Genomic DNA, 26,068 nt, shown 5'->3' on the forward strand with positions numbered 1-26,068 from the left:
CGCGATCATCGCAGCAAGCTCAAATCGACCGCATCGGCCATGACGCGGAAGCCCGCATCATTGGGGTGCAGCGCATCACCCACATCATAGGCTTTGGCCATGCGCGCCGGATCGGCCGGATCGGCGACCGCCCTGGCCAGATCGACAAAGCCGTCCGTTTCCCTCGTGCTTCGAATCCAGTCGTTGACCGCGACCCTGACCGCCTCACCCTGTTCGCTCCAATAGCCGGCACCCTTATAGGGCAGGATGGTCGCCACGATCACCTTCACCTCGCGATCATGGGCGCGGGCGATCATCTGGCGATAGGCGCCGATCAGGTCCTCCTGCGTCGGGATCGGCCGGTTCTGGGCAAAGGCGGCGCCGATATCGTTCACCCCTTCCAATATCAGCACATGGGTCACGCCCGGCACGGCCAGCACGTCGCTGTCGAACCGGGCAAGGGCATTACAGCCCTCGCCCTCGCTCAGCAGCCGGTTGGCGCTGATGCCGGCATTGGCGACCCCCACCGACGTCCGCCCCGCCTTCTGCAATCGCTCCGCCAGCAAATCGGGCCAGCGCCGGTTGCTGTCGGGCGTGGCGCGCACCCCGTCGGTGATGGAATCGCCCAGCGTCACGACGGTAGTGGCGGCGCGGCGATTCTCCACCTCCACCGCGCTCAGGATCAGGCGCGGTCCGATCGTCACGGCGTCGGTCAGGCTGGTGGCGCCGGTCTGGTCGCCGGGCGCGGTCCAGCCGGTTGCCGCCGCATAGCTGTGCACTGTCGCATCCGGCGCCCCCAGCGGCAAATGGATGCTGACGGCCAGCCGGGTCAGCGGCGCGACCTTCAGCGCCACCGGATCGCTCAGCAGCGGCGCGCGCGCCGGCAGGGTCGCCCCCTGTACGCCATTGAACGTCACCAACTGATCGGTTCCGGGCAGGATCGCCCCATCGTCCCCGGCCAGCGCGACATGCACCGCGCCGAGGGTCAGCGCCTGCATCGCCATTTCGTTGGACAGGCGCAGGCGGATGCGCTGGCCACCGCTGCTGATCCGCACCACCTGTCGCACGGTGCGGTCATTCAGGTCGGGGCGCTGTTCCGCCGGCGTACTGGACCGTTGCGGCGCCGCCATCCAACTGCGCGACCAGCCATCCGCCAGCGCCGGGCCGCTCGCCAGCACCAGCAGCATCATCGCCGGCCATGTCAGGGTTTGCCGCATATCCGTCTCCGTCCTTCTGCCGCCTGTCCTATAGAGCTGGCGGCATGTTATAAGCCTTGCGCCCTTCCTATGCGGGCGCAGGATAATGTCCAACAATCGTTCGGAAATTTCAAAATCTGCGGGAAAAGTGCGAAGTTAAGCGCTGCATCATCTGCCTCTGCTTCCCATCCGCCCGGCAAAAAGCCCGCCGGTCGCGGGGACCGGCGGGCTTTTTGCTGTGTCTCGATCAGGCGATCAATATTGGATGGTGACGGTCACCGCGCGGCGGTTCTGCGCCCAGCTGGCTTCGTCCGACCCCAGTGCTGCCGGTCGTTCCTTGCCATAGCTGACGGTGGTCAGACGGCCCGGATCGATACCCAGCGAGGCGAGATAGTTCTTGGCCGCATTGGCACGGCGTTCGCCCAGCGCGATATTATAGTCGCGGGTGCCGCGTTCGTCGGCATGGCCTTCGATCGTGACGCGCACCGACGGATTCTGGCGCAGCCAGGCGGCCTGGCTCTGCAAGGTCGCCTGATCCTCGGCATCGACATCAAATTGGTCCAGGCCAAAGAAGATGCGGTCCGACGCCACCGATGCCAGGAAGTCCTCCTGGCTGCCCTTGACCGGGCCGCTGGTGCCAACCGGGCCGCTCGGTACGGTCGTGCCGCCGGTACCGCCGGGGGCGGGGGGCAGTTCGGCCGGGGGCTTCTTCGAACAGGCGGCAAGGGCAATGATCGCCGTAGCCATGACCAGTGTCCGGGACAATTTCATCGGGGTCTCCTTTTATTCCTCATGCCCACCCGCGAAAACAGAGCGCATGCTTCGTGAAGGTCGTTACGCTGTCAAGACGATTAGGTTCCCGCCTAGGGAAGCCAGCCTGAACCCAGCCTTACGGCAGCAACGGTCCCCATGCCGGGTCGGAGCCGCTGAGCGGCGTCGGAATCCGGCGCTCGTTCACCCCGGTCAGGTCGACCTGCCACACCTGGCTGCTGCCCTGCTTGCCCGGCGTCGTGCGGAAGAATTGCAGCACGCGGCCATTGGGTGACCAGGTCGGCTGCTCGTCCTGCCAGCCGTTTGTCAGAATGCGCTCATTATCGCCACTCGGCGTCATGACCGCGACCTTGAAGTCACCCGACAGCTTGGTGAAGGCGATCAGGTCGCCGCGCGGGCTCCATTCGGGCGTCGCATAGCGGCCGCCACCATGGCTGATGCGCCGCTGGTTCGACCCGTCCGCATTCATGACATAGATTTGCTGCCCGCCCGACCGGTCGCTTTCGAACACGATCTGGCTGCCGTCGGGGGAGTAGCTGCCGCCGACATCGATGCCCGGCGAATTGGTCAGCCGCACCGGCGAGCCGCCATTGGCCGAAACGCGGTAGATGTCGGTATTGCCGGCCACCGCCATGGAAAAGAGGATATTGCGGCCATCGGGCGACCAGCGCGGCGCGAAGGTGGCATTGCTGCTTTCGGTCACCAGCTTCTGCTGCCCGGCGCCGATGTCATAGACATAGATGCGCACCCGGCTGCCCAGATAGCTGACATAGACGATCGACTTGTAATCGGGTGAGAAGCGCGGCGTCAGCGCCATCGACTGACCATTGGTGATGAAGCGATGGTTGGCGCCGTCGCTATCCATGATGGCCAGTCGCTTGACCCGGTTCCCCTTCGGCCCGCTCTCGGCGATGTAAGCGATGCGGCTGTCGAAGAAGGGGCTTTCGCCCGACAGGCGGGCATAGATGGCGTCGGCGCACTTATGCGCGGCCCGGCGCCAGTCGCGTGGGCTCACCACATAGCCCTGCCGCGTCAGTTCCTGCTTCAGCGCCACGTCATAAAGATAGCAGCCCACGGTAATGTCCGCCTCGCCCCCGGTGGTGCGCACGAAGCCCTGCACTAGCGCCTGATAGGCACCCCATTTGTCGAACACCGGGAAGGTGACTTCGGGGAAGGGCACATTGGGCAGGCCGCCCGGACCCGAAGGATCGAACAGGCCCGAGCCCTTGAGGTCCGACGCGATCACTTCGGCGATCTTGCGGCCCAGTTCGCTGGCCGTACCGGCCGGCGTGGCGACATCCTGCTGCGCGGGCATCGGTGGCACGGCGACCTTCAGGTTGCTGTCGATTTCGCCGGTCACATCAACCGACAGCTGCGCCATGGCCGGCGCAGACAAAGCAGCGGCCAGCGCGGCGGTCGCAAGAGCCAGGCGGCGCAAAATGGTGGTCTTCATCGGTTCAGCCTCGCGTCAAAGCGGAGTGGCCGGAGCCATTTCCATTGGTCATAATATTCGGGCGGCATGTTGCGGAAGGGCGATGCCAGCTTCACCGCCTGAATCGCGCGCTCCGCGTGCAGCTTCGCCTGCGGCCGGTTGCTGGCGGTCACGCCCTGCTGGTCGATGACCTCGGGCGTGCCGATGACTGCGCCACTCTTGTCCAGCCGCACTTCCAGTAGCGTGACCAACTGGTCGGCATCCGCGCCTGAAGGCGGGCGCCAGTGCGGCTTCAACTGGCGACGCAGTTCGGCGTCCAGAGCCGATTTCTGCGCTGGACCCATAGCGGCGGCCGGCGGGGGCGCGGGCTTGCGCGGCGCATCGTCCTTGGTGTCGATGCCCTTCAGGAAGTCCTTGCCCAGCAACGATCCCTTGGGTTTGTCCGCCTTGCCGGCGCCCGACGCCTTGGCCGGCGCGTCGCTCTTGCCCTTGGCATCGCTCTTCGCCTTGGACGGCGCGGCGGCAGCGGCCTTGGGCTTTTCAGGCGCGGGTTTCGCCTTGGCCGCCGGCTTTTCCGGGGTAGGCTTCGCCTTGGGCGCGGGCTTCTCCGGCGCAGGCTTGGGCTTGGCCGGCGCCTTGGCCACTTCCTTCTTGGTTGGCGCAGGCTTGGGCTGCGGCTTGGGTACTTCCTTCGCGACCTCCTTGGGCGGGGTCGGCTTCGGAAGGGGCTTGGGCACTGGCTTGGGTTCCGGCGGCGCGGGCGTGGGTTCGGGCGCCGGGGCCGGCTCGGGGGCGGGCTTGGCGTCTTCGGTCGGTCCCTGCTCCGGCGCCACGCTGGCTGGCGGCGGCTGGGTCGAAAGCTGCGGCGCGGTCGATTGCAGCGCGACCTCGTCCACCAGGCTGATGTCCATCGGCGGTGACTTCAGCTTCAACGGGTTGGGGGTGGACAGGAAACCGGCAGACAGCAGCCCGAACAGCAGGACATGTCCTGCCGTCGCGACGCCAAGGCCGATCTTTTCCGTACGCTCCATATCTTTGACCTATGGCCCCTATTCTGAACCGCCGCTGTCCGAACTGGCGCTGTCCGCACCAGCATCGGTGCTGACTAGCGATACCTTGTTCAGGCCGGCGCGGTTCAGTTCACCCATGACCCGCATCACCCGGCCATAGTCCAGCGCCGTGTCGGCGCGCAGGAAGATTTGCGGCGGCTCGGGCTGGCCGGCATGGGCCGATGCGATCTCGGCCAGACGATCGGGCAGGTCGGCGTCGCTGATCTGGTCGTCGTTGATGAACAAGCCGCCGTCGCGGTCGATCGACACGATCGTGGGCTTGGCGTCTGCGTCCAGCCCCTTGGCCCGCGTTTCCGGCAGGTTCACCGGCACGCCGGTCACCAGCAACGGCGCGGTCACCATGAAGATGATGAGCAGCACCAGCATGACGTCGACCAGCGGCGTCACGTTGATGTCCGCCATGGGCGCGCGCCCGCGTCCGCGCCGCGCGGAAGGAGGACCGGACATCGCCATTACCGTTGCGCCTCGAGTTCACGGCTCAGTGTGGCATAGAAGCTGTCGGCAAAGCGCGAGAGCACCGCTTCCAGCCGGTTGATGCCATGGCTGAACCGGTTGTAGGCGATCAGTGCCGGGATCGCCGCGAACAGGCCGATGGCGGTGGCGAACAATGCCTCGGCGATGCCCGGCGCCACGACCGCAAGGCTGCTGTTCTGCTCGGCGGCGATGCTGGTGAAGGCGCGCATGATGCCCCACACAGTTCCGAACAGACCGATGAAGGGCGCGGCCGATGCCACTGTCGCCAATATGTTCAGCCGGTCGGACAGCCGGTCTACCTCGGCCGCGATCGTGCTCGACATGGATGTCGACAGCCGGTCGCGCGTGCCGTCGCGGTCGACGACCTTCTGCGCGGTCGACCGGCGCCATTCGGTGACACCCGCTGCCATCACCTTGGCCGCCGGAAATTCCGCCTTGCCGCGCGATTCATAGAAACGGTCGATATCCTCCGCCTTCCAGAAATCGGCCTCGAACTTGCGGCTTTCCTTGCTCGCCTTGCGCAGGCTGAAGCTGAAGGACAAGATGATCGCCCAGGTCCAGATGCTGGCCAGCAACAGGCCCAGCATCACGCCTTTGACGACGATATCGGCCTGAAGGAATAGGGCAAGCGGGGAAATGGTCGCGGCGTCGGTAATGGCGCCGGCAGGCAGGTTGAGCGTCATGGGTGAAGGTCTTCCCCTTGGAGCAGGCGAGTGAAAATGTCGGTCCAGGCCTTGGGCTGGCGCTGCGGGCGGCCCTGCGGCGTCAGCCAGGCGACGGAAATGCTGGCGTTGGTCAACTCTTCCGCGCCGCACCTGACTGACTGATGAATGGCGCAGGTCGCGGCGCCCACGGCGGCGACCTTGCTGACCACCATCAGGTCGTCGTCCAGCCTTGCCGGGCGGCGATATCTGATCTGAAGGTCGGTGACGGCATAGACGCCCGCGCCGCTTTCATGATGGGCGCGCTGGTCGATGCCGGCCACGCGCAGCATGTCGGATCGGGCGCGTTCCATATAGCGTAGATAATTGGCATGGTAGACGAGGCCGGAAAGGTCGGTATCCTCGAAATAGACGCGCACGGGGAAATGATGCGCGGCGGCAATGAAGCATCCGGTGGCCGGCACGGGCATCATTTGGGAAACAGACATGCCGGGCTTTTAACCATGGCCGCTGCGTCGCGCAAAGCCGGAAATGCCCGCCCCGCCCAATCCATCCGTCATGACGGCACGTTCCATCGCCCGTAAGGCACCTGCTGCAATGGAGAGTGGCCCCGATGCCGCAGTGTAGCTAAGGCTATGCCACTCAGAATGGAGAGACAGGCATGACGGATATTCGGACGGTGGGCGTGATCGGCGCGGGTCAGATGGGGGCGGGTATCGCCCAGGTCGCGGCACAGGCGGGCTATGACGTCATTCTGTCGGACATCGAACTGCCCCGCGCGGAGAAAGGGCTGGCGGGTATCGCCAAGCTGCTGGCCAAGGCGGTGGAAAAGGAAAAGATCAGCCAGGCCGATGCCGATGCCGCGCTCGCCCGCATCACCCCGGCGGGCGATATCGCCCCGCTGGCCGGTGCCCAACTGGTGATTGAGGCCGCGACCGAACGGGAAGAGGTGAAGCGCGCAATCTTCAATAATGTCGGCAAGATCCTTGCCCCCGACGCGATCCTCGCCACCAACACCTCCTCCATCCCTATCACCCGGCTGGCCCAGGCCGCGCCCGATGCCGGCCGCTTCGTGGGCGTCCATTTCTTCAACCCCGTACCGGTGATGGTGCTGGTGGAGGTCATTCGCGGCCTCGCCACCACGCCGGAAACGGTCGCGGCGGTCGAAGGCTTCGCCGCGAAGATCGGCAAGACCACCGTCCATGCCTTCGACGCGCCGGGCTTCGTGGTGAATCGCATCCTGCTGCCTATGCTCAATGAAGCCGTGTTCGTGCTGGGCGAAGGCGTGGGCAGCGTCACCGACATCGACCAGGGCTGCAAGCTGGGCCTTAATCACCCGATGGGACCGCTGACCCTGCTCGATTTCGTCGGCCTCGACACTGCGCTCGAAATCCTCAACGTCTTCCTGACCACCACCGGCGACCCTAAATATCGCCCGGCGCCGCTGCTGGTGAAATATGTCGAGGCCGGCTGGTACGGCCGCAAGACCGGCAGGGGCTTTTACGACTATAGCGGCGCGGAACCCGTTCCGACCCGCTGAGCCATCCATGGGCGCGGGCGTGTAAGCTCGCGCTCAACCCGCGCTCAGGCCATGCTTCTTCATGCAGTGGCGCAACTGGTCATAGGTCAGCCCTAATCCCTTGGCCGTCGCCCGCTGATTATAACGATAGCGATCCAGTGCCGCGCGGATGATCGCCGCCTCATGCCCGTCCACCGCCGCGCGCAGATCGCTGATATCCTCGAATGCGATGGCCGGCGCGGCGGCGGCAACCGGGGCAGGGGCATCCCCTACAGGCGCTGCGCTCACTCGCGGCATCATCGGCTTGGGCTTCCACGGCGACGCGAACGGGTCGAAGGTGATGCGGCTGATCGGCCGTCCCGGTTCGTCCCAGCGATAGACCGCCCGCTCCACCACATTGCGCAGTTCGCGCACATTGCCCGGCCAGCCATAGCCTTCCAGTTCCGCCGCGCAGGCTGCGGTAAAGCCCGGCCATTGCGGCCAGTCCCGCTCGGCGGCCATGCGCCGCCCGAAATGGTCGGCCAACACCGTGATGTCGCCCTCGCGCGCGCGCAGCGGCGGCAGGGTGATGACCTCGAAACTCAGCCGGTCGAGCAGGTCGGGACGAAACCGCCCGGCCTCGGCGGCAGCGGGCAGATCCTCATTGGTTGCCGCGACGATCCGCACATCCACCGTCATCGGCCGCGATGCGCCGATCCGCGTCACCTCGCCATATTCGATCACGCGCAGCAGCCGCTCCTGTGCCGCCATCGACAGCGTCCCCAGTTCGTCCAGGAACAGCGTCCCGCCATCGGCATCCTCGAACCGGCCCGGCCGCGCCTTGGTCGCGCCGGTGAAGGCACCCTGTTCATGGCCGAACAATTCCGCCTCGATCAGCGTCTCGGGCAGCGCGGCGCAGTTCATCGTGATCAGCGGCTCGCCCCAGCGCGGCGACAGATGGTGCAGGCGTTCGGCAATCAGTTCCTTGCCGGTGCCGCGTTCGCCGATCACCAGCACCGGCCGGTTGAGTTCGGCCGCGCGCCCCGCTTGCTCGACCGCGTCGAGAAAGGCGAAGCTTTGACCGACAAACTGCGTATTTTTCTCCATGTGCCAACTTATGGTGAAATTTCCTACTCCTTGGCAAGTGGCATATTGGTATGGCCTTGCCGCGCGGCCAAAAAATTAAGGAAAACCGCCATTTCCTGAAATTGGCATGGCCTCTGCAATGCTGGGGACAATCCGCAACCAATCGCGGAACCTATGAAGGCCAAGATTCAGGGAGTATGACCATGACCAACCAGAGCAACAGCGTTCGCGAAATCGGTCAGCTGATGTCGGTCGCCATTGCCGCCGTCCTGTTCGGATCGACCATGATCCTTTCGGCGGTCGGCCCGGCCCGCGCCAGCGAAACCCCGGTCCTCGCGACGCACGAAACCCCCGCGACCCTGCGCTATCTGGCGTAAGGATCGCACAGACGGCCGGGGCGGGACTGCCCCCTCTCGCCCGCCCCGGCACCCGATAACGAGATACGACCAGGAGTGACGTTAAAATGGGTATTTTCTCCCGCACCCGCGACATCATCGCCGCCAATGTGACCGACCTGCTCGACAAGGCGGAAGACCCCGCGAAGATGATCCGTATGATCATCCTCGAAATGGAGGAAACACTGGTGGAAGTCCGCGCCTCGGCTGCGCGCACCATCGCCGATCAGAAGGAAATGCGCCGCCACATCGCCAAGCTGACCGCGTTGCAGGACAGCTGGACCGAAAAGGCGCAGCTTGCGCTCTCGAAGGATCGCGAAGACCTCGCCAAGGCCGCGCTGGTCGAACGCCAGAAGGCGGCCGACATGGCCGACCATCTCAATCATGAGATCGAGACGCTGGACGACGCGCTGCGCGCCTCGGAAGAGGATATCGCCAAGCTGCAAGGCAAGCTGCGCGAAGCCCGCACCCGCCAGAACAGCCTGGTCACCCGCATGCAGAGCGCCGAAAATCGCCTGCGCGTCCGCGAAGCCTATGCCGGTGAGAAGGTCAACGACGCCTTTGCCCGCTTCGACATGCTGGAACGCCGCGTCGATCTGGCGGAAGGCCGCGCCGACGCCGTGACGCTGGGCGGTCAGCCCAAGACACTGGAAGAAGAGATTGCGGAACTCAAGTCGGCCGACAAGGTCGATGCCGATCTCGCCGCGCTCAAGGCCTCGATGAACAAGGGAGCGTGATCCCATGGAAGACGTCTTTCTGCCCATCATGGTCTGCGGCATGCTGTTCATCGGCATGCCCTGGCTGATCTTCCACTATGTCACCAAGTGGAAGCAGGCGCCCAAGATCACCGACGAGGATGAGAAGCTGCTGGACGAACTCCACCTTCTCGCCCGCCGCCTCGAAGAACGGCTCCAGACGGTCGAACGGATCGTCGCCGCCGACAACCCCGATTTCCGTCCGCAGCGCCCGGCCCAGGAGCCGGACGACTACAGCTTCGACCGGAGGAACTGACATGACCGCCCGCCGCACCAAATTTTATCTCGACAAGGCCAATGGCAAATGGATGGGTGTCTGCGCCGGCATCGCCGACTATACCGGGATCGACGTGGTCTGGGTCCGGGTCGGCGCGGTGCTCATCACCCTGATGGGCGCCTTCCCCTGGACGCTGGTCGCCTATTTCGCCGCCGTCTACTTCGCCGATAACAAGCCGACGGGCCTCTATGCGGATCGCGACGACCAGAAATTCTGGCAGGGCGTGCGCACCAACCCGACCCGCTCCACTCGCGACGTCCGGTCCAAGTTTCGCGACATCGACCGCCGCCTCGCCGACATCGAAATCTACTATACCAGCCGCAACACCCGCCTCGCCGACGAGATTGACAGCCTGCGCTGAACCGCCGGCCGGGGCATATAACAGGGAGAGACAGTCATGAACTTCGCTGGTCCCGCTTTCGTCCTCGCCATCATCGCCATGTCGACGCTGGGCTGGATGTTCACCACCTGGGTCCGAGCCCGCCATGGCTATCCGGTGGAAAATGAGTGGAGCGGCACCGTTCATCGAACGGAACCCGACGCCGGTCGAAAAATCGACCTTTTATCAAGCGAAAACGAAAAGCTGGTTGGCCGCATCAGCCGCCTCGAAGAACGCATCGCCGTGCTGGAGAGGATCGCCACCGATCCCGCCACCCGCACCGCGCGCGACATCGACGCGCTGCGCTGACCGACCGGGCAAGGGAGTAGACCATGATGTTTCCATTCGAAGCTTTCGCGCCTGTCGCCGTCATCGTCGGATCGCTGGCGGTCGCCGGCTGGATCTTCACCACCTGGCTGCGCATCAAACATGGCTATCCGCTGGAAAATAGCTGGGGCAAGGCCGTCTATCCGCAGAAGAATGAGGAAATGGTCGAACGCATCAAGCTGCTGAGCCAGGAAAATGCCCAGCTTCGTGCGGAGATCGGATCGATGAAGGATCGCCTGATCGTGGTCGAACGCATCGTTACCGACAGCAGCCACCAGCTGAACCGCGAAATCGAACAATTGCGCGGCCCCGCCAACTGACCGCGCGACACTATATTTCAGGGAGTGATCAAAATGGGCCCGTTTGAAATGGTCGTCGCCATCGTCGCGATCACCGCCATCGCCAGCGTCGTCCGCGCCAAATATGGCGTCGTGCGCCACGGCAAGGGCGAAGCGCTGATCCAGCGCGGTCCCGATCCGGAAACGGAAAGGCTCCGCGCCGAAGTGAAGGCTCTCAAGGACCGCGTCGCCGTGCTGGAACGGCTCGCAACGGATGGCTCTACCGCGCTGGAGCGGGAATTCGAAAAACTCCGGGACCGCGACTGATAGCGGTCCATTGGACAGGGAGGCTTATATGCAAGACCCCTATCTTTACATGACTCTGGCCGGGGCCAGCCTGGTCGGCCTCACCATCCTGACCCTTGCAGGTCTGCGTGGCTGGAACGGCTGGCTGGACCTTAAGCGCGCCGAACTGATCCGCTACGGCCACGGCGAGGACAGCGGCCCGCCCACTGCTGCCGCCCGGATCGAGGTCGCCGACCTCAAGGAACGCATCCGCAAGCTGGAAGCGATCGCAGCCGGGGTGGATCTGTAAGCAGTACCCACACCGGTTCGGCCCTTCGACTTCGCTCAGGCGAGCTTGTCGAAGTCCCGTTCTTGTCTGAAAGCGGCACATGCAAAAGGGGCGCGATGATCGTTCACCGCGCCCCTTTTTATAACTCTGAAAAGGGCGTTCAGCCCCGCAGGCTACCACCCAGCTTCTGCGCGGCCTTGACCACGGCGGCGCTGATCGCCTCCAGCTCTTCCTGGCCGAAACTCTTCTCGCCCGGCTGCAACGTCACTTCGACCGCGAGCGACTTCATACCCTCTTCCACGCCCGGCCCGACAAAGACGTCGAACAGGCGCACATCAACGATGCTCTTCTTGTCCGCACCTTTCACGCCACGCACCAGCGCATCGGCCTCGACCGTTTCCGGCACAAGGAAGGCGAAGTCGCGCTTCACGGCCTGCAACGCCGGCGGCGCGTAGGGCGCGCGCATGAAGCCGCTCTTGCGCTTTCCCGGAATGGCGTCGAGGAAAATTTCACCCGCAACCAAGGTGCCCGACAGGCCGAACTGCTTGGCCAGCGACGGGTGCAGCACGCCATATTCGGCCAGCACCACCTTCGGCCCCAGCCGCAAAGTGCCCGACTGCCCCGGATGATAGGCGGCCGAAGCCTCCCCGAAATTCTGGAGATTGCCCACCGGCGCACCGGCCGCGGCCAGCAGCGCGATCACCTCGGCTTTGGCGTCGAACGCATCGAACGCCTGCGCCTTGCCGCTCTGCCAGCCGCGCGTGGTCTTCTCGCCGGCCAGCACAAAGCCCACGGTCGCCCGCTCGCCCTGCTTGAAATAACGACGGCCGAGTTCGAACAGGCGGATGCTGCTCGCACTGCGATCGACATTGCGCTTCGTCGCCGACAGCAGGCCGGGCAGCAGCGAAGGTCGCATGACCTTCAGATCCTCGGAAATCGGATTGGCCAGCGTCCAGTCGCCTCCGCCCACGGCGGCGGCTTCCTTTTCGGACAGGAAGGACCAGTTGATCGCTTCGGCGAGGCCCCGCGCAGCCGCCGTGCGGCGCACCCGGCGCTCGACCAACTGCTCGGGCGTGGCGGTCGGGCGGGCGACGCCCGGCACGCGCGGCAGCGGGGTAGAGGGCACATGGTCCAGACCCACGATCCGCACCACTTCCTCGACAATGTCGGGCCAGCCATCGACGTCCCGGCGCCAGGTCGGCACCGTGATGATCCAGCTGGCCGGCACGCTGACGGGCATGCCGTCCTGATATTCGACGCCGCCACCCGATACGCTGACACCAAAGCCCAGGCTTTCGAGGATGCGCTGCTGCTCGTCGGTCGGTACGTCCACCCCCGCCAGCGACAGGCACTGGTCGGGGCTGTAGCTGACGGTCTTGGGCGTGGCGGGCGCGACGCCCGCGCGGGTCGCCTCGCTCGCGGTGCCGCCGCACAGCTTCACCACCAGATCGGTCGCGATCGACAGGCCATCGTCCAGAAACGCCGGGTCGACCCCGCGCTCGAATCGACCGCGCGCGTCGGAGGTCAGGGTCAGCTTCTGCCCCGTCACAGCGATCCGTTCCGGCGTGAAATAGGCGCATTCGATCAGGACATCGGTCGTGCCGTCCTGCGCGCCCGAATGTTCGCCGCCCATGATGCCGCCGATATCATGCACCGCTTCATCGTCGGCGATGACGGTCATGCTCTCATCGACGGTGTAGGTCTTGCCATTCAACGCCAGCACCTGCTCGCCGGCCTTGCCCTTGCGCGCTACAAGGCCGCCCTTCAGTGTCGCCATGTCATAGACATGCAGCGGCCGGCCAAGGTCGATCATGATATAATTGGTGATATCGACCAAAGTGCTGATCGGCTTCTGGCCGATCGCCTTCAATCGCTTGCTCATCCATTCGGGCGACGCGCCATTGGTCACGCCGCGCACGGTGCGTGCGAAGAAGGCGGGGCAGCCGTCCATGTCGTCCGTGCGCACATCCGGCCCCGGCCCCACGCCCTCGATCGTCGGCACGATGATGGCGTTCAGCGTGCCGAGGCCCGCCGCCGCCAGATCGCGCGCAATGCCGCGCACGCCCATGCAGTCCTGCCGGTTGGGCGTGATGCTGACGTCGATGACCGGATCGTTCAGCCCCGCCCAGTCGGCATAGACCTGCCCGACAGGCGCATCGGCCGCCAGTTCGATGATGCCGTCATGATCGTCGCCCAGTTCCAGTTCGCGCGTTGAACACATCATGCCGTTGGATTCGACGCCCCGGATCGCGGTCTTCTTCAGCACCATGCCGTTGACCGGCACCACCGCGCCCTCGACCCCGAACACGCCGATCAGGCCGGCGCGCGCATTGGGCGCCCCGCACACGACCTGCAGCGGATTACCGTCGCCATGGTCGACGCTCAGCACTTGCAACTTGTCCGCCTGCGGATGACGCTCGGCCGTCAGCACCCTGGCGATCTTGAACGCGCCCAGCTTTTCGGCCGGGTTCTCGACGCCCTCGACTTCCAGCCCGATGGCGTTCAGCGTCTTGAGGATCGTCGTCAGGTCCGCATCGGTATTGAGATGCGTCTTGAGCCAGCTCAGGGTGAACTTCATGCGCCGACTCCTCCGCTCAGCGTGGGCACATCGAGCGCCGAAAATCCATAATGTTTCAGCCAGCGCAGATCGCCGTCGAAGAAGGCGCGCAGGTCGTTCATGCCATATTTCAGCATGGCGAGGCGATCGACGCCGGTGCCGAAGGCAAAGCCCTGCCATTCGTCGGGATCAAGCCCGCAGGCCTCGATCACCCGCCTGTTGACCATGCCGCTGCCCAGCACTTCCAGCCAGCCGCCGCCCTGCGCATCGCCGTCGCCGCCGATCACCCGCTGGCCGTTGGTCAGGGTGTAGCCGACGTCGACCTCGACCGAAGGCTCGGTAAAGGGGAAATAGCTCGGCCGCAGGCGCAGCACGATATCCTCACGCTCAAAGAAGGCCTTGAGGAAGGTTTCCAGCGTCCACTTCAAATGGCCCAGCGTGATGCCCTTGTCGATCACCAGCCCCTCAATCTGATGGAACATCGGCGTGTGGGTCGCATCGGAATCGCTGCGATAGACGCGACCGGGCGCGATGATGCGGATCGGCGGCTCCTGCGTCATCATCGTGCGGATCTGCACCGGCGACGTATGGGTGCGCAGCAGCATCTTCTTCTGCCCTTCCTCATCCGGGAAGTAGAAGGTGTCGTGCATCGCGCGCGCCGGGTGCGTCTCCGGGATATTGAGCGCGGTGAAATTATGCCAATCGTCCTCGATCTCCGGCCCGGTGGCGACCGAGAAGCCAAGGTCGGCGAAGATTTCGGCCAGTTCGTCCATCACCTGAGATACGGCATGGATTGATCCCTGCGCACCGATGTCAGCGGGCAGGGTCATGTCGACCTTCTCCGAAGCCAGCTTGGCGTCGAGCGCCGCCTGCTCCAGCGCCGCCTTCCTGTCTGCCAGCGCAGCCGTCACGCTCTCGCGCAGATCCTGGATCGGCGGACCTTTTTCCATCCGCTCTTCGGGCGACATGCCGCCCAGCGTCTTCAGCAGGCCGGTCACGACCCCGCTCTTGCCCAGCGCGCCCACCCGCAACGCATCGAGCGCATCGAGCGTGTCGGCGGCGGCGATGTCGGCGATCAGGCCGGCTTTCAATGCGCTAATTTCGGTCATTCTTCCCAAACCTTCGTCATTCCCGCGAAAGCGGGAACCCATCTCCTGACCTGCCGGTCATTCGCTACGTAAAGAGGACAAAGGCTCAAAGCCAAAGCCCAGCGCCAGATCATCCCAGTTAGGGTTGCCGGCTTCGATCAGCTCAATCTTCCACTGCCTGTTCCATTTCTTGTTCCGCTTTTCCCGCAGGATGGCGCTGTCCATGCTGTCATGCGGTTCGAACCAGACCAGGCGCTTCACGCCGTAGTCTTTCGTGAAGCCTTCGATCAAGCCGTTTCGATGCTCATAGAGGCGCTTTATGAGGTCGGCGGTGACGCCTGTATACAGTGTGCCGTTCTTCCGGCTCGCGAGTATGTAGACGGTTGGGCTGATCTCGCGCATCATCCCATCTTCCGGTGATGGGCCCCCGCTTTCGCGGGAATGACGAAGATGGAGATGTTACGCCCGCGCGCCCAGCAAAGCGCCACCAAAGCCGATGAACATCAGGCCCGTACCGCGATTGAACAGTTTCTGCCGGTTGGCGGGTGCCAGCCAGCGCGCCAGCCGCGCGCCGCCCAGTGCATAGACGCCATACCAGAAGCTTTCGATCACCACGAAGCTGGCGATCAGGATCGCAAGCTGCAACCAGAAGGGCCGCTCCAGATCGATGAACTGCGGGAACAGTGCGGCGGCGAAGATGATCAGCTTGGGATTGGCGAGTCCGGTCAGCAGGCCGGTGGTGTAGAGCGCCCGGACCGACCGTGCCTTCGTCGCGTGGGCGTCGTCGCCGCCGACGGGCGCGCGCCAGGCCTTGATTCCCAGCCAGACCAGATAGGCAACCCCGGCGTAGCGCAGCACGTCGAACAGGCGTGGCGAGGCCTTCAGCAACGCGCCAAGACCCAGGGCCGACGCGATCAGGCAGAGCAGTACCGCGCTCATCAACCCCGCCATCGTGGCGGTCGCCTTGCGGGGGCCATGGGCGATGCTCTGCGTCATCACATGCAGCATGTTGGGGCCGGGCGTGGCCGAAATCAGGAAAACTGCCGTAACGTACAACCACCAGAGATGCAGCGACATGGGATTAGCCCCCGATGTTCAGACTCAACCAACCTCCGTTCGCCCTGAGCCTGTCGAAGGGCGCATGCTCGCCTCGAACGACTGAGCACGAACGGAAAGGGAACTGAAAAAACAAAAAGGGCGCCGAAGGCATTTGCCCCGGCGCCCCTTTGACGATCTTGCGATCAGTCCGCTCAGGCCGCGGGCAGCGCAGCCTTCGCCTGGGCGATGATGGCGCTAAACGCCTCGCCTTCGTGCATCGCGATGTCGGCCAGAACCTTCCGGTCCAGTTCGACGCCGGCCAGCTTCAGGCCGTGCATGAACTGCGAATAGGTCAGGCCTTCGGCGCGAACGCCGGCGTTGATGCGCTGAATCCACAGACCACGGAACGAACGCTTCTTAACCTTACGGTCGCGATAGGCGTACTGGCCGGCCTTTTCGACGGCCTGGCGAGCGACGCGGATCGTATTCTTGCGACGGCCATAATAGCCCTTCGCCTGATCCAAAATCCGCTTATGCTTCGCCTTGGTGGTTACACCACGTTTTACGCGTGCCATGTGCCTCTACTCCTTACTTCAGGCCGTAGGGCGCCCACAGGCGCACATGGGCAACATCGGAATCCGACAGGACGGACGTACCGCGGTTCTGACGGATATACTTGGCATTGTGGCTGATCAGGCGGTGACGCTTGCCAGCGACGCCGTGCTTCACCTTGCCGGTGGCGGTGAACTTGAAGCGCTTCTTCACACCGCTCTTGGTCTTCATCTTGGGCATTTTCGTCTCCTTGGTTGGCGCGACGATTACAGACAGCCCCGGCAGCCCTAGTTAGCCGGGCGGTCCTTCCGAATATCGCGAAGGGCGGCCCTTAGTAGGCCATGGCAGGAAAAGCAAGCGATTCGGCGTCGTGGAGCATCTTCTGCCTGTCATCCGCCGGGTTTATCCTGTGCACATCACGACTCGAAGACGGAGAGGGCCATGACCGACACACCCTTCACCATGCCGGGCGTCACCCCGCATATCGTCATCCCCGACGGCAAGGCCACCGAGGCGATCCGTTTCTATCAGACGGCATTCGGCGCGACCGAACAGAGCCGTCACTTGGCCGATGATGGCGCCCGGATCATGCACGCCCATCTGACCATCAATGGCGGGCCGCTGATGCTGAACGATCATTTTCATGAGATGGCCAATGGCGAGCCCTTGCCGCCCGCGGCCGGCACCACCCTGCATCTGGAGGTTGACGATGCCGATCTATGGTGGGGCCGCGCGCTGGATGCCGGGGCAAGCATCCGCTTCCCGCTCGACAACCAGTTCTGGGGTGCGCGCTACGGCCAGCTGGTCGATCCCTTCGGCCATGTCTGGTCGATCGGAGGGCCGGTCAAGGCGTAACATACATTTGCGAGCGGATGAGGACGATCTGCTCCATATCCGTGTCCCGCAATATGCCCTTCAGGCATTTCGCCTGCGCCCCATGGTCGTCCGAAGAGCCATGGAAGGCGATCGCTTTAGGGTGATCCGGTATGATGTAGGCGTCCTTCGCGCCGCATCGCGCCTGCGCCTTTTCAAAGACGGTCGGGGAAAAAGGCAGTTTGCGGTCGCACCCTCCCATCGTCAGCGCCAGGACTAATCCCAAGGCCTGAACAGCTGATCGGCGCTTTGTGAGCATGCTGACCTGCGACCTGGGCCGATCAATGATGATGATCATGCCCATGGTCGTGCCCGGACTGATGGATCGCCTCCAGCACATCCTCCAGTCGCGCCGGATCGCCCAGCGCCAGCACATGACCTTCGCTATCTGCCGTCAGCGGCTCGCCATTCCAGTCGCACATCAGCCCGCCCGCACCTTCGACCACTGGCACCAGCGCTGCAAAATCATAGCTTTGCAGACCCGATTCGATGACGATGTCCAGAAAGCCGGACGACAGCAGCCCGTAATTATAGCAATCCCCGCCATAGACCGGCCCCTGTCGCGGAGATCCGCCCGATACGGCGGCGACCAGCGCCAGATAATGCGGCACGTCGCCATCGGCGAAGAGATGCGGGCTGGTGGTGGCGATGCCCGCACCCTCCAACGCCTTGCATCCGCGCGTGCGGACGGGCTTGCCGTTGAAGGTGGTCGGCTGCCCGCTCATCCCGGCCCAGCGTTCGCGCGCGATCGGCTGGTCGATGATGCCGATGGTCGGCCACCCTGCTTGAGTCAGTGCGATCAGCGTGCCGAAGATCGGTCGCCCGGCGATGAAGCTGCGCGTCCCGTCGATCGGATCGAGAATCCACACCCGCTCGGCATCGGTCCGCACCGATCCATATTCCTCGCCGATGATGCCGTCGTCCGGCCGTTCCTTTTCCAATATGGCGCGGATCGCGGCTTCGGCGGCACGATCGGCCTCCGTCACAGGCGATTTGTCCGCCTTGATCTCCAGATCGTAGCGGGCACGAAAAAAGGGGCGGATGGCGGCGCCGGCGGCGTCGGCAAGGCGGTTGGCAAGGGCCAGATCGTCGCGGGTCGTCATGCCTCTCGCCTAGCGGTTGCGCTGCCGTTGCGCTAGACTGAACGGCGCAACAGAAGAAGGAGAGGACCATGCCCGGTTCGCCCGTCATCCCATGCCTGCGCTACGCCGATGCGCCTGCCGCCATCGACTTTCTGTGCGCCGCTTTCGGCTTTCAACGTCATGCCGTCTATCCCGACGATGCCGATCCCACGATCATCCACCATGCCCAACTGATGCTGGGCGACGGCATGGTCATGTTGGGCAGCGTCAAGGATATGGAGGGCGAATCCCTCTACACCTGGTCCACCGCCCGCGACCTCGGCGGCATCACCGCCTGCGTCTATATCGTGGTGCCCGATCCTGACGCCCATTGCCTCCATGCCCGCAATGAAGGCGCGGTGGTGGTCGATGAACCGCATGACAATGATGGCTATCCCGGTCGCGGCTACACCGCGCTCGATCCGGAGGGCAATGTCTGGAGCTTCGGCAGCTACGATCCATGGACGGATTAAGCCTTCCGCAACCGCGCCGTTCTAGCCTGCGATAAGAAAGGGGCATGCCCATGGCCATGGTCGGCTGGATATTGAGCTTCATCGCCCTGTTCGTGGGCCTCGCCCTGCGTCAGGACATGCCGATCGGCGGATCGGCCATGCTCTCCAACCTGTTGATCGGCCTCGCCGTTCTGGCCTGTCCGATGCTGTGGCGCGAAAATATGCTGGGCATCTCGCGCGGTCAGCGCATCGTCGTCGCGCTGATCCTGCTATGTGCGACGCCGCTGGCCTTGCTGCCAGCGGCGTAATCTCGTTTCAATCGAACAGGCTGGATACCGAACTCTCGTCGGCGATGCGCTTGATCGCTTCGCCGAGCAGCGGGGCGATGGGCAGGTGACGGATGCGCTGGCTGCCGTTCACCGCATCGGTGCCCTGGATCGAATCGGTGATGACCAGTTCCAGCAGTTCCGACGCATCGACCCGCGCGACCGCCCCGCCCGACAGCACGCCATGGCTGACATAGGCGATGACGTCCTCTGCGCCTGCTGCCTTCAGCGCGCTGGCGGCGTTGCACAGCGTCCCGGCGGAATCGACGATATCGTCGATCAGGATGCAGAAACGGCCCTTCACGTCGCCGATGATGTTCATCACCTCGGATTCGCCGGCGCGTTCGCGGCGCTTGTCGACGATGGCGAGCGGCGCGTTGTCAAGCCGCTTGGCCAGCGCGCGGGCGCGCACCACGCCGCCGACGTCAGGCGACACGACCATGATATTCTTGTCACCGAAACGGGCCTGAATATCGGCCGACATCACCGGTGCGCCGAACAGATTGTCGGTCGGGATGTCGAAGAAGCCCTGAATCTGACCTGCGTGCAGGTCGACCGAAAGCACGCGGTCGGCGCCGGCGGTGGTGATCAGGTTGGCGACCAGTTTGGCGGAAATCGGGGTGCGCGGACCGGGCTTCCGATCCTGCCGGGCATAGCCGAAATAGGGAACGACGGCAGTGATTCGCTTGGCCGACGCGCGCTTCAGCGCATCGATCATGATTAGCAATTCCATCAGATTGTCGTTGGTCGGATAGGCCGTCGACTGGATCACGAACACGTCCTCGCCGCGGACATTCTCATGAATTTCAACGAAAACTTCTTCGTCGGCGAAACGACGGACGCTGGCGTCGGTCAGGGGGATTTCGATATAGTCGGCGATGGCGGCCGCAAGCGGCTTGTTGGAATTGCCGGTCATGAGTTTCATAGCGAAAACCCCTGTGACAGATGGATGACGATGCGCGAAACGCGGCCCCTTTAGCGGCGCATGTCCCATGTGGAAAGGCGCTTTTGCGCCCTGCGACAAAATGAACTAGGGGCCGAACCATGACCGATAAACTCGTGATCGCGCTTGCGCAGATGTCCCAATATATGGGCGACCCCAAAGCCAATGCCGACGCCATGCTGGAATGGCGCGCACGGGCGAAGGGCGCGGACCTGATCGTCTATCCCGAATTGCAACTGATCGGCTATCCGCCCGAGGATCTGGTGCTCAAGCCTGCCCTGCTCGATCAGGCCAATTATCATCTCGACCGGATGGCGCAGGAAACGGCGGACGGCGGCCCGGCGATGCTGGTTGGCACCGTGGTCGCCTCGCAGGGGGTTCTCTTCAACGTCGTCGCCCTGCTGGAAAATGGCGCCGTCACCGCGATCCGGCAGAAGCGTGAACTGCCCAATTACGGCACCTTCGACGAAAAGCGGCTTTTCGCGCCCGGCCCGCTGCCTGCGCCGATCCTGTTCAAGGGCGTCAAGATCGGCGTTCCCATCTGCGAGGATATCTGGTTCCCCTTCGTCACCGCCCATTTGCGGGCCGAGGGCGCGGAAATCCTGATCAGCCCCAATGGCAGCCCGTTCGAAGTCGACAAGGACGATCGCCGCCTCAACGCCGTCGCCGGCACGCGCGTCCGCGAAACCGGCTTGCCGCTTGTCTATCTCAATCGCGTCGGCGGGCAGGACGAACTGGTGTTCGACGGGGCCTCCTTCGTGATGAACGGCGATCTCAGCGTCGCGCAGCAACTGCCCGACTGGGAGGAATCGCTGATACTCACGACATGGGAAAAGTGGGATGGCCAGTGGGTCTGCCTGCCCGGCGACAGGCATGATCTCGATCCGCGCCCGGCCGACATCTACAACGCCATGGTGCTGGGCCTGCGCGACTATGTGAACCGCAACCGTTTCCCCGGCGTGGTGCTGGGCCTGTCGGGCGGCATCGATTCCGCGCTCTCCGCCGCCGTCGCGGTCGATGCGCTGGGCGCGGATCGCGTCTGGTGCGTGATGATGCCCTCGCGCTTCACCAGTCAGGAAAGCCTGGACGACGCGGTCGAATGTGCGCGCCTGTTAGGTGTTCGTTACGACACGATCCCGATCGAACCGGCCGTCGCTGCCTTCGACACGATGCTCGCCCCCGTCTTCGAAGGCCGCAGCCGCGACCTGACGGAGGAGAATATCCAGTCGCGCATTCGTGGCGTGACGCTGATGGGCCTGTCCAACAAATATGGCCATATGCTGCTGACCACCGGCAACAAGAGCGAGATGTCGGTCGGTTATGCCACCATCTATGGCGACATGGCGGGCGGTTATTCGGTGCTGAAGGATGCTTACAAGACCACCGTGTTCGACCTCTGCCGCTGGCGCAACGAGAATATGCCGTCGCTCGGCGAAGGCTTTGGTCCCGCCGGCCCGGTCATGCCCGAACGAGTCATTACCAAGCCCCCCAGCGCCGAACTGCGCGACAACCAGCGCGACGACGACAGTCTGCCCCCCTATGAGGTGTTGGACCCGATCCTCTACGGCCTGGTCGAGGAGGAATTGTCGGTCGACAAGCTGGTCGAGCGTGGCTTCGAGAAGGAGACGGTCGCCCGCATCGAACGCCTTCTCTACATCGCCGAATATAAGCGCCGCCAGTCGCCGCCCGGCGTGAAGCTCGGCATCCGCAATTTCGGCCGCGACCGCCGCTATCCGATCACCAATGGCTTCCGCAGCATCTAACCAACCCCAAACCGTTCGGTTCGAGCAGCTTCGAGCGAAGTCGAGAAGCGTCGTCGAGAACAGTTCTCGACAGGCTCGAACCGAACGGGTTCAGGACTGGACTTATGACCGTCATCACCCGCTTCGCCCCGTCGCCGACCGGCCATCTCCATGTCGGCAATATCCGTGCCGCGCTCCACAACTGGCTGTGGGCGCGCAAGTCCGGCGGCCGCTTCCTGCTGCGCCTCGACGATACCGACCTCGAACGCTCGCGCCCCGAATATGCGGAAAGCATCAAGGCGGACCTCAACTGGCTGGGCCTCCATTGGGATGGCGAGGAAAAACAGTCCGACCGCTTCGCCCTCTATGAGTCCCGGTTCGAGGCGCTCAAAGCCTCCGGTCATGTCTACCCGGCCTATGAAACCCAGCAGGAACTCGAGCTACGCCGCAAGATCCTGCTCGGACGCGGCCTGCCGCCGGTTTATGACCGCGCCGCCCTGTCGCTGACCCGGGACCAGTTCGCCGCCTATGAAGCCGAAGGCCGCACGCCGCACTGGCGTTTCAAACTGGATCATGACCAGCCGATCATTTGGACCGACCTCATCCGTGGCGATCAGCGTTTCGATCCGAAATTGCTGTCCGATCCGGTGATCCGCCGCGCCGACGGCAGTTGGCTCTACATGCTCCCTTCCGTCATCGACGATATCGCCATGGGCGTCACCCATGTCCTGCGTGGGGAGGATCATGTGTCCAACACCGCGACCCAGATCCAGATGTTCACCGCGCTCGGCGCGTCGCTCCCGGCGTTCGCCCATGAAGCGCTGCTCACCGGCAGCGAGGGCAAGCTGTCGAAGCGCCTCGGCTCGCTCGGCGTCGCCCATTTCCGCGAGATCGGGCTGGAAGCGATGAGCGTCGTGTCCCTGCTCGCGCGGCTCGGCACGTCGCAGCCGGTCGAACCCTTCGCCGACACAGCGCCCCTGATCGATCATTTCGACTTCGCTCATTTCGGCCGCGCGCCCGCGCGCTTCGACGAAGCCGAACTGGCGACCCTCAACCAGAAGGTCGTCCATCTGCTCTCCTATGAAGCGGTCGCCGACCGGCTTCCTGATGGCATGGACGCGCTGGCATGGGCAGCGATCCGCCCCAATCTGGAAACGGTCGCGGGCGCGGCCGACTGGTGGCGCATTGTCACCGGCCCGATCGCCGCACCCGAAGTGGCGGAAGAGGATCGCGATTTTCTCGCCAGCGCGCATCGTATCCTGTCCGGCACGGCCTTCGATGCCGACATCTGGCGCACGCTGACTAATGCGCTGAAGGAAGAGACAGGCCGCAAGGGCAAGCCCCTCTTCCTGCCCCTGCGCCGCGCCCTGACCGGCCTGGACCACGGCCCCGACATGGCACAATTGCTGCCCCTGATTGGCCGGGAGAGAGCGTTAGAGCGGCTGGTCGTTTCGTCGGTTTAAATGTCTTCACAAGGAGGCAACCTGTGACGATGCAAATCACTTTTCGGCCGATGCTCCCTCATTATGTGGCGGCAGCCAGAGGTAATTATATTCGCCGTCTTGCCTCTTTGAAGACATGGATAGGCATTTGTGTGGGCTGCGCTTTGGTGATTGGAGCGCTGGTCATATTAACGCTACAGGCAGGCGAATCTCTGGACAGTTTGTTTCCCTCCGCAGCGATCGGAGCCGTTGGAGGCGTAGTCTGCGTCCTGTTGCTCGTTGCGCTAAACTTTATGCTGCTGCCGGGTCGGGTGGAAAAACTGTTTGAGCAGAGCAAATCGCAGCATCAGGAAATGACGTTCGGTTGGTCTCCCGAAGGCATATTTTGGGAAACTGTGAATGGAAGTCAAAGATTGCCTTGGTCGCATTATCATCGCTGGCGCGAAACCGGATCGGTCTATCTTCTCTATCTGAACGACACGCTCTACCAGTTCGTGCCGCGCCATGTTCTGACAACAGAGCAGGATACCGACCTTCGTGCCACGCTGATCGCCAGCGGTCTGCCGCGGCGCTGACATCGGCTTCCAATTCCTCCGCGTTCTCCGCGCCGCCGCGCGAATCATTTTGACGCTCGCGGAAAGCGCCGAGAGCTAGAGTGCGCGCCGATATCCTGCGGATCGCTGAGGGGATGGCTGCCCTCCTACTTCCCTTCCAATGTAGGATTTTGCCTGATCTATCCTCAAGGATGACCAGGCTGCCCTGCATCATGTCCCGTCCCGTTGGACATTCCGCAAAGCGACGCGCCATCTTGACCCAAGTGGCGCATCCCCGGTGCGTGGGCCGCGCGCCATGATGACCCGGTTGGTGCGCCAGTGGTGCATTGGGGGCGCGTGGTGGCCGCGTTTTTGGCCAAAAAGCCCGGAAACAGCATGGCATCGACGGTGTGAACTTGGGTGCCGTGATCCTGTCGGTCGAATCCGTGACCCGATCAGGCCGGCCGCGTCAGGCCCGCAACGCCTCCAGCGCCTTGCCCACGGCCGCAATGCCCTCGGGCGAGGCGGCAAAGCCCATATGGGTGCAATCCACCTCGATCGCCTTGTCGCGCTCACCGGCCCGGCCGCGCGAACATTCCGGCAGGATCACGCCGTCACGCTTGGACCACAGCGCCACGGTCGGTACCGGCGGCTTGGCCTCGCGGGTGCAGGGGAAGGGCGGACGATCGACCGGATGGCCCGACACCAGCTGATAGAGCCGCCAGGCATGGTTGGCGCGCGGATCGCCGGAAAAGGGCGTGCCCATCGTCACCACGCCACCGACCTTGTGTGCGGCAAACTTGGCATATTCGCGGGCATAAAGTCCGCCCAAACTCCATCCCACCAGCGTCACTGGCGCCCCGGTCTGTTTACGAATCGCGTCCACGCGCCGGTCGATCTTGTCGAGACTGTCGGGCTTCGGCCCGAAATTGCGGCCTATGCCCCAGTCATGCGCGTCATAACCGGCCGCGTTCAATATATCGCGCAGCCATCCCATGCGCTGTTCCGACGCCATCAGGCCGGGGATCAGCAGCACGCTGCGCCCGTCGCCCTGCATCTGCCCGGCCAGCAGGGCAGCCTGCGCTCGCGTCCGCTTCAGGTCGAACGGCACGCTCAGATTGCCCAGCAACTGCTGCACAGGCGGAAGCTGCGCCGCGCGCGGCCCGGACGCGAGGCGATCCTTCCAGAATGTGCTGACAGCTTGAGCGTAAGGCGGCACGACGACGATGATCCCTGAACCCCGCCGCATGATGCGCCGCGGGAAACGATGACATTATCGTGACAACGCCGAGCGCGTCTATGGGTTTCGCCTCATGCGATCAACGGTTCGTCGTTTGTGACACTGGGTCAGGGAGCGAGCGGGGAGGTTTGGCTAACCGTGCTGCCTTCGGTTCCGCGCAACTCACGCGGTTCCAAAATGGCCGCTGTCTCGATCAGGTCCAGCGCGCGCCGGGCCTCCAGATAGCGCCTTGTATATTGCATCCACCGGTCGGCCGCTGCCCGTCCGGGCATTCGCTCGACCTCGGCCAGCGCGGCGCTGACCCGGCCGCCGTCGATATAGCGCAGCGCCCGGTCCATCGCGACCTGCGGCCGGGGGGAGGGGGTCGATGCCTTGCGGATGGTGATGAGCTCGCGCGCCTCATGCTCCAGCGCGTCCCACCATCCGGCATTGGCGGGCGGTGTCGTCAACTGGACGGATACGTCCATTAGTCCGCCGCGCAGGTCAGCGAGCGTGATCGGCTCGCGCGCGGCATTGATGATCGCGGCGACGGCGCGGGGTTGCGCCTGGCCGAAACGCAGCCGCAACTGCCCCTCGATATAGCCGAGCGGGGTTCCGTTATCGAGCGCACGGCGCGCGGCAAAGGCGACCAGCAGCCCTTCGGCGCGCGCGGCATTGCCCGATGCGGCCTGTGCCTCCACGGTGATGCGGTTCAGCCGCTCCTCCAACTGGATGACCCGGCTGTCCAGCATCTGCGCGGCATCGGCGGTCAGCGGCCGGACGGTGACGGGATTGGCGGCCCCGATCAGGCCCTGTGTCGGGACTTGCGAAGCTGGCTGGGGCTGCGGATCGCCCCAGCGCCGTTGCACCTGCGGCCAGGCCCAGACGGTCAGCACCACGCCCACGGCAAAGGCCAGCAGCGTCAGGATCAGCAGCGGCAACAGGCTACGCCGACGCGCGGGCGGCGGCACGGCGCCGACCGTGCCGACCCCATCCTCGTCGTTCATGCGGACCCTTTCGTCTGTCATT

Annotated in this window: 34 protein-coding genes; 15 read left to right on the top strand and 19 right to left on the bottom strand. The window is 64.2% G+C overall.

What is annotated here, in order from left to right:
- Window positions 1-5: 5 nt before the first annotated feature.
- From ACNHGR_RS14355 to ACNHGR_RS14385, 7 genes are all read right to left on the bottom strand, one after another.
- Complete coding sequence (locus ACNHGR_RS14355; protein WP_475286959.1) at window positions 6-1,196, bottom strand: SGNH/GDSL hydrolase family protein; 1,191 nt, start codon at window positions 1,194-1,196, stop codon at window positions 6-8.
- 234 nt (window positions 1,197-1,430) lie between these two features.
- Window positions 1,431-1,946, bottom strand: coding sequence for a peptidoglycan-associated lipoprotein Pal (gene pal / locus ACNHGR_RS14360; RefSeq protein WP_475286961.1), 516 nt, complete (start codon window positions 1,944-1,946; stop codon window positions 1,431-1,433).
- Window positions 1,947-2,064: 118 nt separating this feature from the next.
- Window positions 2,065-3,399, bottom strand: coding sequence for a Tol-Pal system beta propeller repeat protein TolB (tolB, locus tag ACNHGR_RS14365; RefSeq protein ID WP_475286962.1), 1,335 nt, complete (start codon window positions 3,397-3,399; stop codon window positions 2,065-2,067).
- A complete protein-coding gene (locus tag ACNHGR_RS14370) occupies window positions 3,396-4,409 on the bottom strand; it encodes a cell envelope biogenesis protein TolA (protein ID WP_475286964.1) in 1,014 nt (337 codons plus the stop codon). Before ACNHGR_RS14370 ends, tolB begins: the two co-directional genes overlap by 4 nt.
- Before the next feature lie 18 nt (window positions 4,410-4,427).
- Window positions 4,428-4,901 carry a protein TolR gene (gene tolR, locus ACNHGR_RS14375; protein ID WP_184268653.1) on the bottom strand — a complete coding sequence of 158 codons (474 nt, stop codon included), beginning with the start codon at window positions 4,899-4,901 and terminating at the stop codon, window positions 4,428-4,430.
- Window positions 4,901-5,605, bottom strand: coding sequence for a protein TolQ (gene tolQ, locus ACNHGR_RS14380; RefSeq protein WP_184268655.1), 705 nt, complete (start codon window positions 5,603-5,605; stop codon window positions 4,901-4,903). The genes tolR and tolQ overlap by 1 nt, the downstream gene beginning before the upstream one ends.
- Window positions 5,602-6,072, bottom strand: coding sequence for a YbgC/FadM family acyl-CoA thioesterase (locus ACNHGR_RS14385; RefSeq protein ID WP_475286966.1), 471 nt, complete (start codon window positions 6,070-6,072; stop codon window positions 5,602-5,604). The genes tolQ and ACNHGR_RS14385 overlap by 4 nt, the downstream gene beginning before the upstream one ends.
- 173 nt (window positions 6,073-6,245) lie before the next feature.
- Here ACNHGR_RS14385 and ACNHGR_RS14390 point away from each other — a divergent pair, with 173 nt between their 5' ends.
- The gene (locus tag ACNHGR_RS14390; RefSeq protein ID WP_475286968.1) at window positions 6,246-7,124 is read left to right on the top strand and encodes a 3-hydroxybutyryl-CoA dehydrogenase; all 879 of its coding nucleotides are present in this window, start codon (window positions 6,246-6,248) and stop codon (window positions 7,122-7,124) included.
- Window positions 7,125-7,157: 33 nt separating this feature from the next.
- Here the strand turns inward: ACNHGR_RS14390 and pspF are convergent, their stop codons facing one another.
- The gene (pspF, locus tag ACNHGR_RS14395) at window positions 7,158-8,189 is read right to left on the bottom strand and encodes a phage shock protein operon transcriptional activator (protein ID WP_184268661.1); all 1,032 of its coding nucleotides are present in this window, start codon (window positions 8,187-8,189) and stop codon (window positions 7,158-7,160) included.
- Window positions 8,190-8,371: 182 nt separating this feature from the next.
- Here pspF and ACNHGR_RS14400 point away from each other — a divergent pair, with 182 nt between their 5' ends.
- The 8 genes from ACNHGR_RS14400 (at window position 8,372) to ACNHGR_RS14435 (ending at window position 11,174) form a co-directional block, all read left to right on the top strand.
- The gene (locus ACNHGR_RS14400) at window positions 8,372-8,545 is read left to right on the top strand and encodes a hypothetical protein (RefSeq protein ID WP_184268663.1); all 174 of its coding nucleotides are present in this window, start codon (window positions 8,372-8,374) and stop codon (window positions 8,543-8,545) included.
- An 86-nt stretch (window positions 8,546-8,631) separates the two neighbouring features.
- The gene (gene pspA / locus ACNHGR_RS14405; RefSeq protein ID WP_475286971.1) at window positions 8,632-9,300 is read left to right on the top strand and encodes a phage shock protein PspA; all 669 of its coding nucleotides are present in this window, start codon (window positions 8,632-8,634) and stop codon (window positions 9,298-9,300) included.
- Between the two features lie 4 nt (window positions 9,301-9,304).
- Entirely contained in the window at window positions 9,305-9,574 is a 270-nt protein-coding gene (gene pspB / locus ACNHGR_RS14410; RefSeq protein WP_298399924.1) for an envelope stress response membrane protein PspB, read from the top strand.
- A 1-nt stretch (window position 9,575) separates the two neighbouring features.
- Window positions 9,576-9,956 carry an envelope stress response membrane protein PspC gene (gene pspC, locus ACNHGR_RS14415; RefSeq protein ID WP_184268669.1) on the top strand — a complete coding sequence of 127 codons (381 nt, stop codon included), beginning with the start codon at window positions 9,576-9,578 and terminating at the stop codon, window positions 9,954-9,956.
- A gap of 36 nt (window positions 9,957-9,992) precedes the next feature.
- Complete coding sequence (locus tag ACNHGR_RS14420; protein WP_184268671.1) at window positions 9,993-10,283, top strand: hypothetical protein; 291 nt, start codon at window positions 9,993-9,995, stop codon at window positions 10,281-10,283.
- Between the two features lie 26 nt (window positions 10,284-10,309).
- Window positions 10,310-10,621 (top strand): hypothetical protein, encoded by a 312-nt coding sequence (locus ACNHGR_RS14425; protein WP_475288436.1) that lies wholly within the window; start codon window positions 10,310-10,312, stop codon window positions 10,619-10,621.
- Window positions 10,622-10,654: 33 nt separating this feature from the next.
- Window positions 10,655-10,906, top strand: coding sequence for a hypothetical protein (locus ACNHGR_RS14430; RefSeq protein ID WP_184268673.1), 252 nt, complete (start codon window positions 10,655-10,657; stop codon window positions 10,904-10,906).
- 28 nt (window positions 10,907-10,934) lie between these two features.
- Entirely contained in the window at window positions 10,935-11,174 is a 240-nt protein-coding gene (locus ACNHGR_RS14435) for a hypothetical protein (protein ID WP_475286973.1), read from the top strand.
- 139 nt (window positions 11,175-11,313) lie between these two features.
- Here the strand turns inward: ACNHGR_RS14435 and pheT are convergent, their stop codons facing one another.
- The 6 genes from pheT to rpmI form a co-directional block, all read right to left on the bottom strand.
- Window positions 11,314-13,731, bottom strand: a complete 2,418-nt coding sequence (pheT, locus tag ACNHGR_RS14440; protein ID WP_475286975.1) for a phenylalanine--tRNA ligase subunit beta — start codon at window positions 13,729-13,731, stop codon at window positions 11,314-11,316.
- Complete coding sequence (gene pheS / locus ACNHGR_RS14445; RefSeq protein WP_184268679.1) at window positions 13,728-14,819, bottom strand: phenylalanine--tRNA ligase subunit alpha; 1,092 nt, start codon at window positions 14,817-14,819, stop codon at window positions 13,728-13,730. The genes pheT and pheS overlap by 4 nt, the downstream gene beginning before the upstream one ends.
- A gap of 57 nt (window positions 14,820-14,876) precedes the next feature.
- Window positions 14,877-15,203: a GIY-YIG nuclease family protein gene (locus ACNHGR_RS14450; protein WP_475286978.1), complete on the bottom strand. Its 327-nt coding sequence runs from the start codon at window positions 15,201-15,203 to the stop codon at window positions 14,877-14,879.
- A gap of 54 nt (window positions 15,204-15,257) precedes the next feature.
- Window positions 15,258-15,875 carry a LysE family translocator gene (locus tag ACNHGR_RS14455; protein WP_475286980.1) on the bottom strand — a complete coding sequence of 206 codons (618 nt, stop codon included), beginning with the start codon at window positions 15,873-15,875 and terminating at the stop codon, window positions 15,258-15,260.
- Between the two features lie 173 nt (window positions 15,876-16,048).
- Complete coding sequence (rplT, locus tag ACNHGR_RS14460) at window positions 16,049-16,411, bottom strand: 50S ribosomal protein L20 (RefSeq protein WP_120251268.1); 363 nt, start codon at window positions 16,409-16,411, stop codon at window positions 16,049-16,051.
- A 13-nt stretch (window positions 16,412-16,424) separates the two neighbouring features.
- Window positions 16,425-16,628 (bottom strand): 50S ribosomal protein L35, encoded by a 204-nt coding sequence (gene rpmI / locus ACNHGR_RS14465; RefSeq protein ID WP_056690492.1) that lies wholly within the window; start codon window positions 16,626-16,628, stop codon window positions 16,425-16,427.
- A gap of 201 nt (window positions 16,629-16,829) precedes the next feature.
- On the opposite strand from rpmI, the gene ACNHGR_RS14470 reads away from it, so the two are divergent.
- Window positions 16,830-17,243 (top strand): VOC family protein, encoded by a 414-nt coding sequence (locus tag ACNHGR_RS14470; RefSeq protein ID WP_475286982.1) that lies wholly within the window; start codon window positions 16,830-16,832, stop codon window positions 17,241-17,243.
- Here the strand turns inward: ACNHGR_RS14470 and ACNHGR_RS14475 are convergent.
- Both ACNHGR_RS14475 and ACNHGR_RS14480 read right to left on the bottom strand, forming a co-directional pair.
- Window positions 17,233-17,559: a hypothetical protein gene (locus ACNHGR_RS14475; protein ID WP_475286984.1), complete on the bottom strand. Its 327-nt coding sequence runs from the start codon at window positions 17,557-17,559 to the stop codon at window positions 17,233-17,235. The two genes, ACNHGR_RS14470 and ACNHGR_RS14475, sit on opposite strands and share 11 nt — an antisense overlap.
- Complete coding sequence (locus tag ACNHGR_RS14480) at window positions 17,543-18,364, bottom strand: inositol monophosphatase family protein (RefSeq protein ID WP_184268688.1); 822 nt, start codon at window positions 18,362-18,364, stop codon at window positions 17,543-17,545. The genes ACNHGR_RS14475 and ACNHGR_RS14480 overlap by 17 nt, the downstream gene beginning before the upstream one ends.
- A 68-nt stretch (window positions 18,365-18,432) precedes the next feature.
- Between ACNHGR_RS14480 and ACNHGR_RS14485 the strand changes: the two genes are divergently transcribed.
- The gene (locus tag ACNHGR_RS14485) at window positions 18,433-18,855 is read left to right on the top strand and encodes a VOC family protein (RefSeq protein WP_475286986.1); all 423 of its coding nucleotides are present in this window, start codon (window positions 18,433-18,435) and stop codon (window positions 18,853-18,855) included.
- A 50-nt stretch (window positions 18,856-18,905) separates the two neighbouring features.
- Window positions 18,906-19,142: a hypothetical protein gene (locus ACNHGR_RS14490; protein WP_184272245.1), complete on the top strand. Its 237-nt coding sequence runs from the start codon at window positions 18,906-18,908 to the stop codon at window positions 19,140-19,142.
- Between the two features lie 7 nt (window positions 19,143-19,149).
- Here the strand turns inward: ACNHGR_RS14490 and ACNHGR_RS14495 are convergent, their stop codons facing one another.
- Window positions 19,150-20,085, bottom strand: a complete 936-nt coding sequence (locus ACNHGR_RS14495; protein WP_184268692.1) for a ribose-phosphate pyrophosphokinase — start codon at window positions 20,083-20,085, stop codon at window positions 19,150-19,152.
- A gap of 119 nt (window positions 20,086-20,204) precedes the next feature.
- Here ACNHGR_RS14495 and ACNHGR_RS14500 point away from each other — a divergent pair, with 119 nt between their 5' ends.
- The 3 genes from ACNHGR_RS14500 to ACNHGR_RS14510 all read left to right on the top strand — a co-directional run bounded on the left by ACNHGR_RS14500 (window position 20,205) and on the right by ACNHGR_RS14510 (window position 23,862).
- The gene (locus ACNHGR_RS14500) at window positions 20,205-21,866 is read left to right on the top strand and encodes an NAD+ synthase (RefSeq protein ID WP_475286988.1); all 1,662 of its coding nucleotides are present in this window, start codon (window positions 20,205-20,207) and stop codon (window positions 21,864-21,866) included.
- A 104-nt stretch (window positions 21,867-21,970) separates the two neighbouring features.
- Window positions 21,971-23,308 carry a glutamate--tRNA ligase gene (gltX, locus tag ACNHGR_RS14505; protein ID WP_475286989.1) on the top strand — a complete coding sequence of 446 codons (1,338 nt, stop codon included), beginning with the start codon at window positions 21,971-21,973 and terminating at the stop codon, window positions 23,306-23,308.
- A 29-nt stretch (window positions 23,309-23,337) separates the two neighbouring features.
- Complete coding sequence (locus ACNHGR_RS14510) at window positions 23,338-23,862, top strand: YcxB family protein (RefSeq protein ID WP_475288438.1); 525 nt, start codon at window positions 23,338-23,340, stop codon at window positions 23,860-23,862.
- Window positions 23,863-24,289: 427 nt separating this feature from the next.
- Here ACNHGR_RS14510 and ACNHGR_RS14515 read toward each other — a convergent pair whose 3' ends face one another.
- Window positions 24,290-25,039, bottom strand: a complete 750-nt coding sequence (locus ACNHGR_RS14515) for an alpha/beta fold hydrolase (RefSeq protein WP_184272248.1) — start codon at window positions 25,037-25,039, stop codon at window positions 24,290-24,292.
- Between the two features lie 128 nt (window positions 25,040-25,167).
- The gene (locus ACNHGR_RS14520; protein ID WP_475286991.1) at window positions 25,168-26,046 is read right to left on the bottom strand and encodes a hypothetical protein; all 879 of its coding nucleotides are present in this window, start codon (window positions 26,044-26,046) and stop codon (window positions 25,168-25,170) included.
- Window positions 26,047-26,068 lie beyond the last annotated feature (22 nt).

This window comes from Sphingobium sp. RS1, from assembly GCF_056156825.1.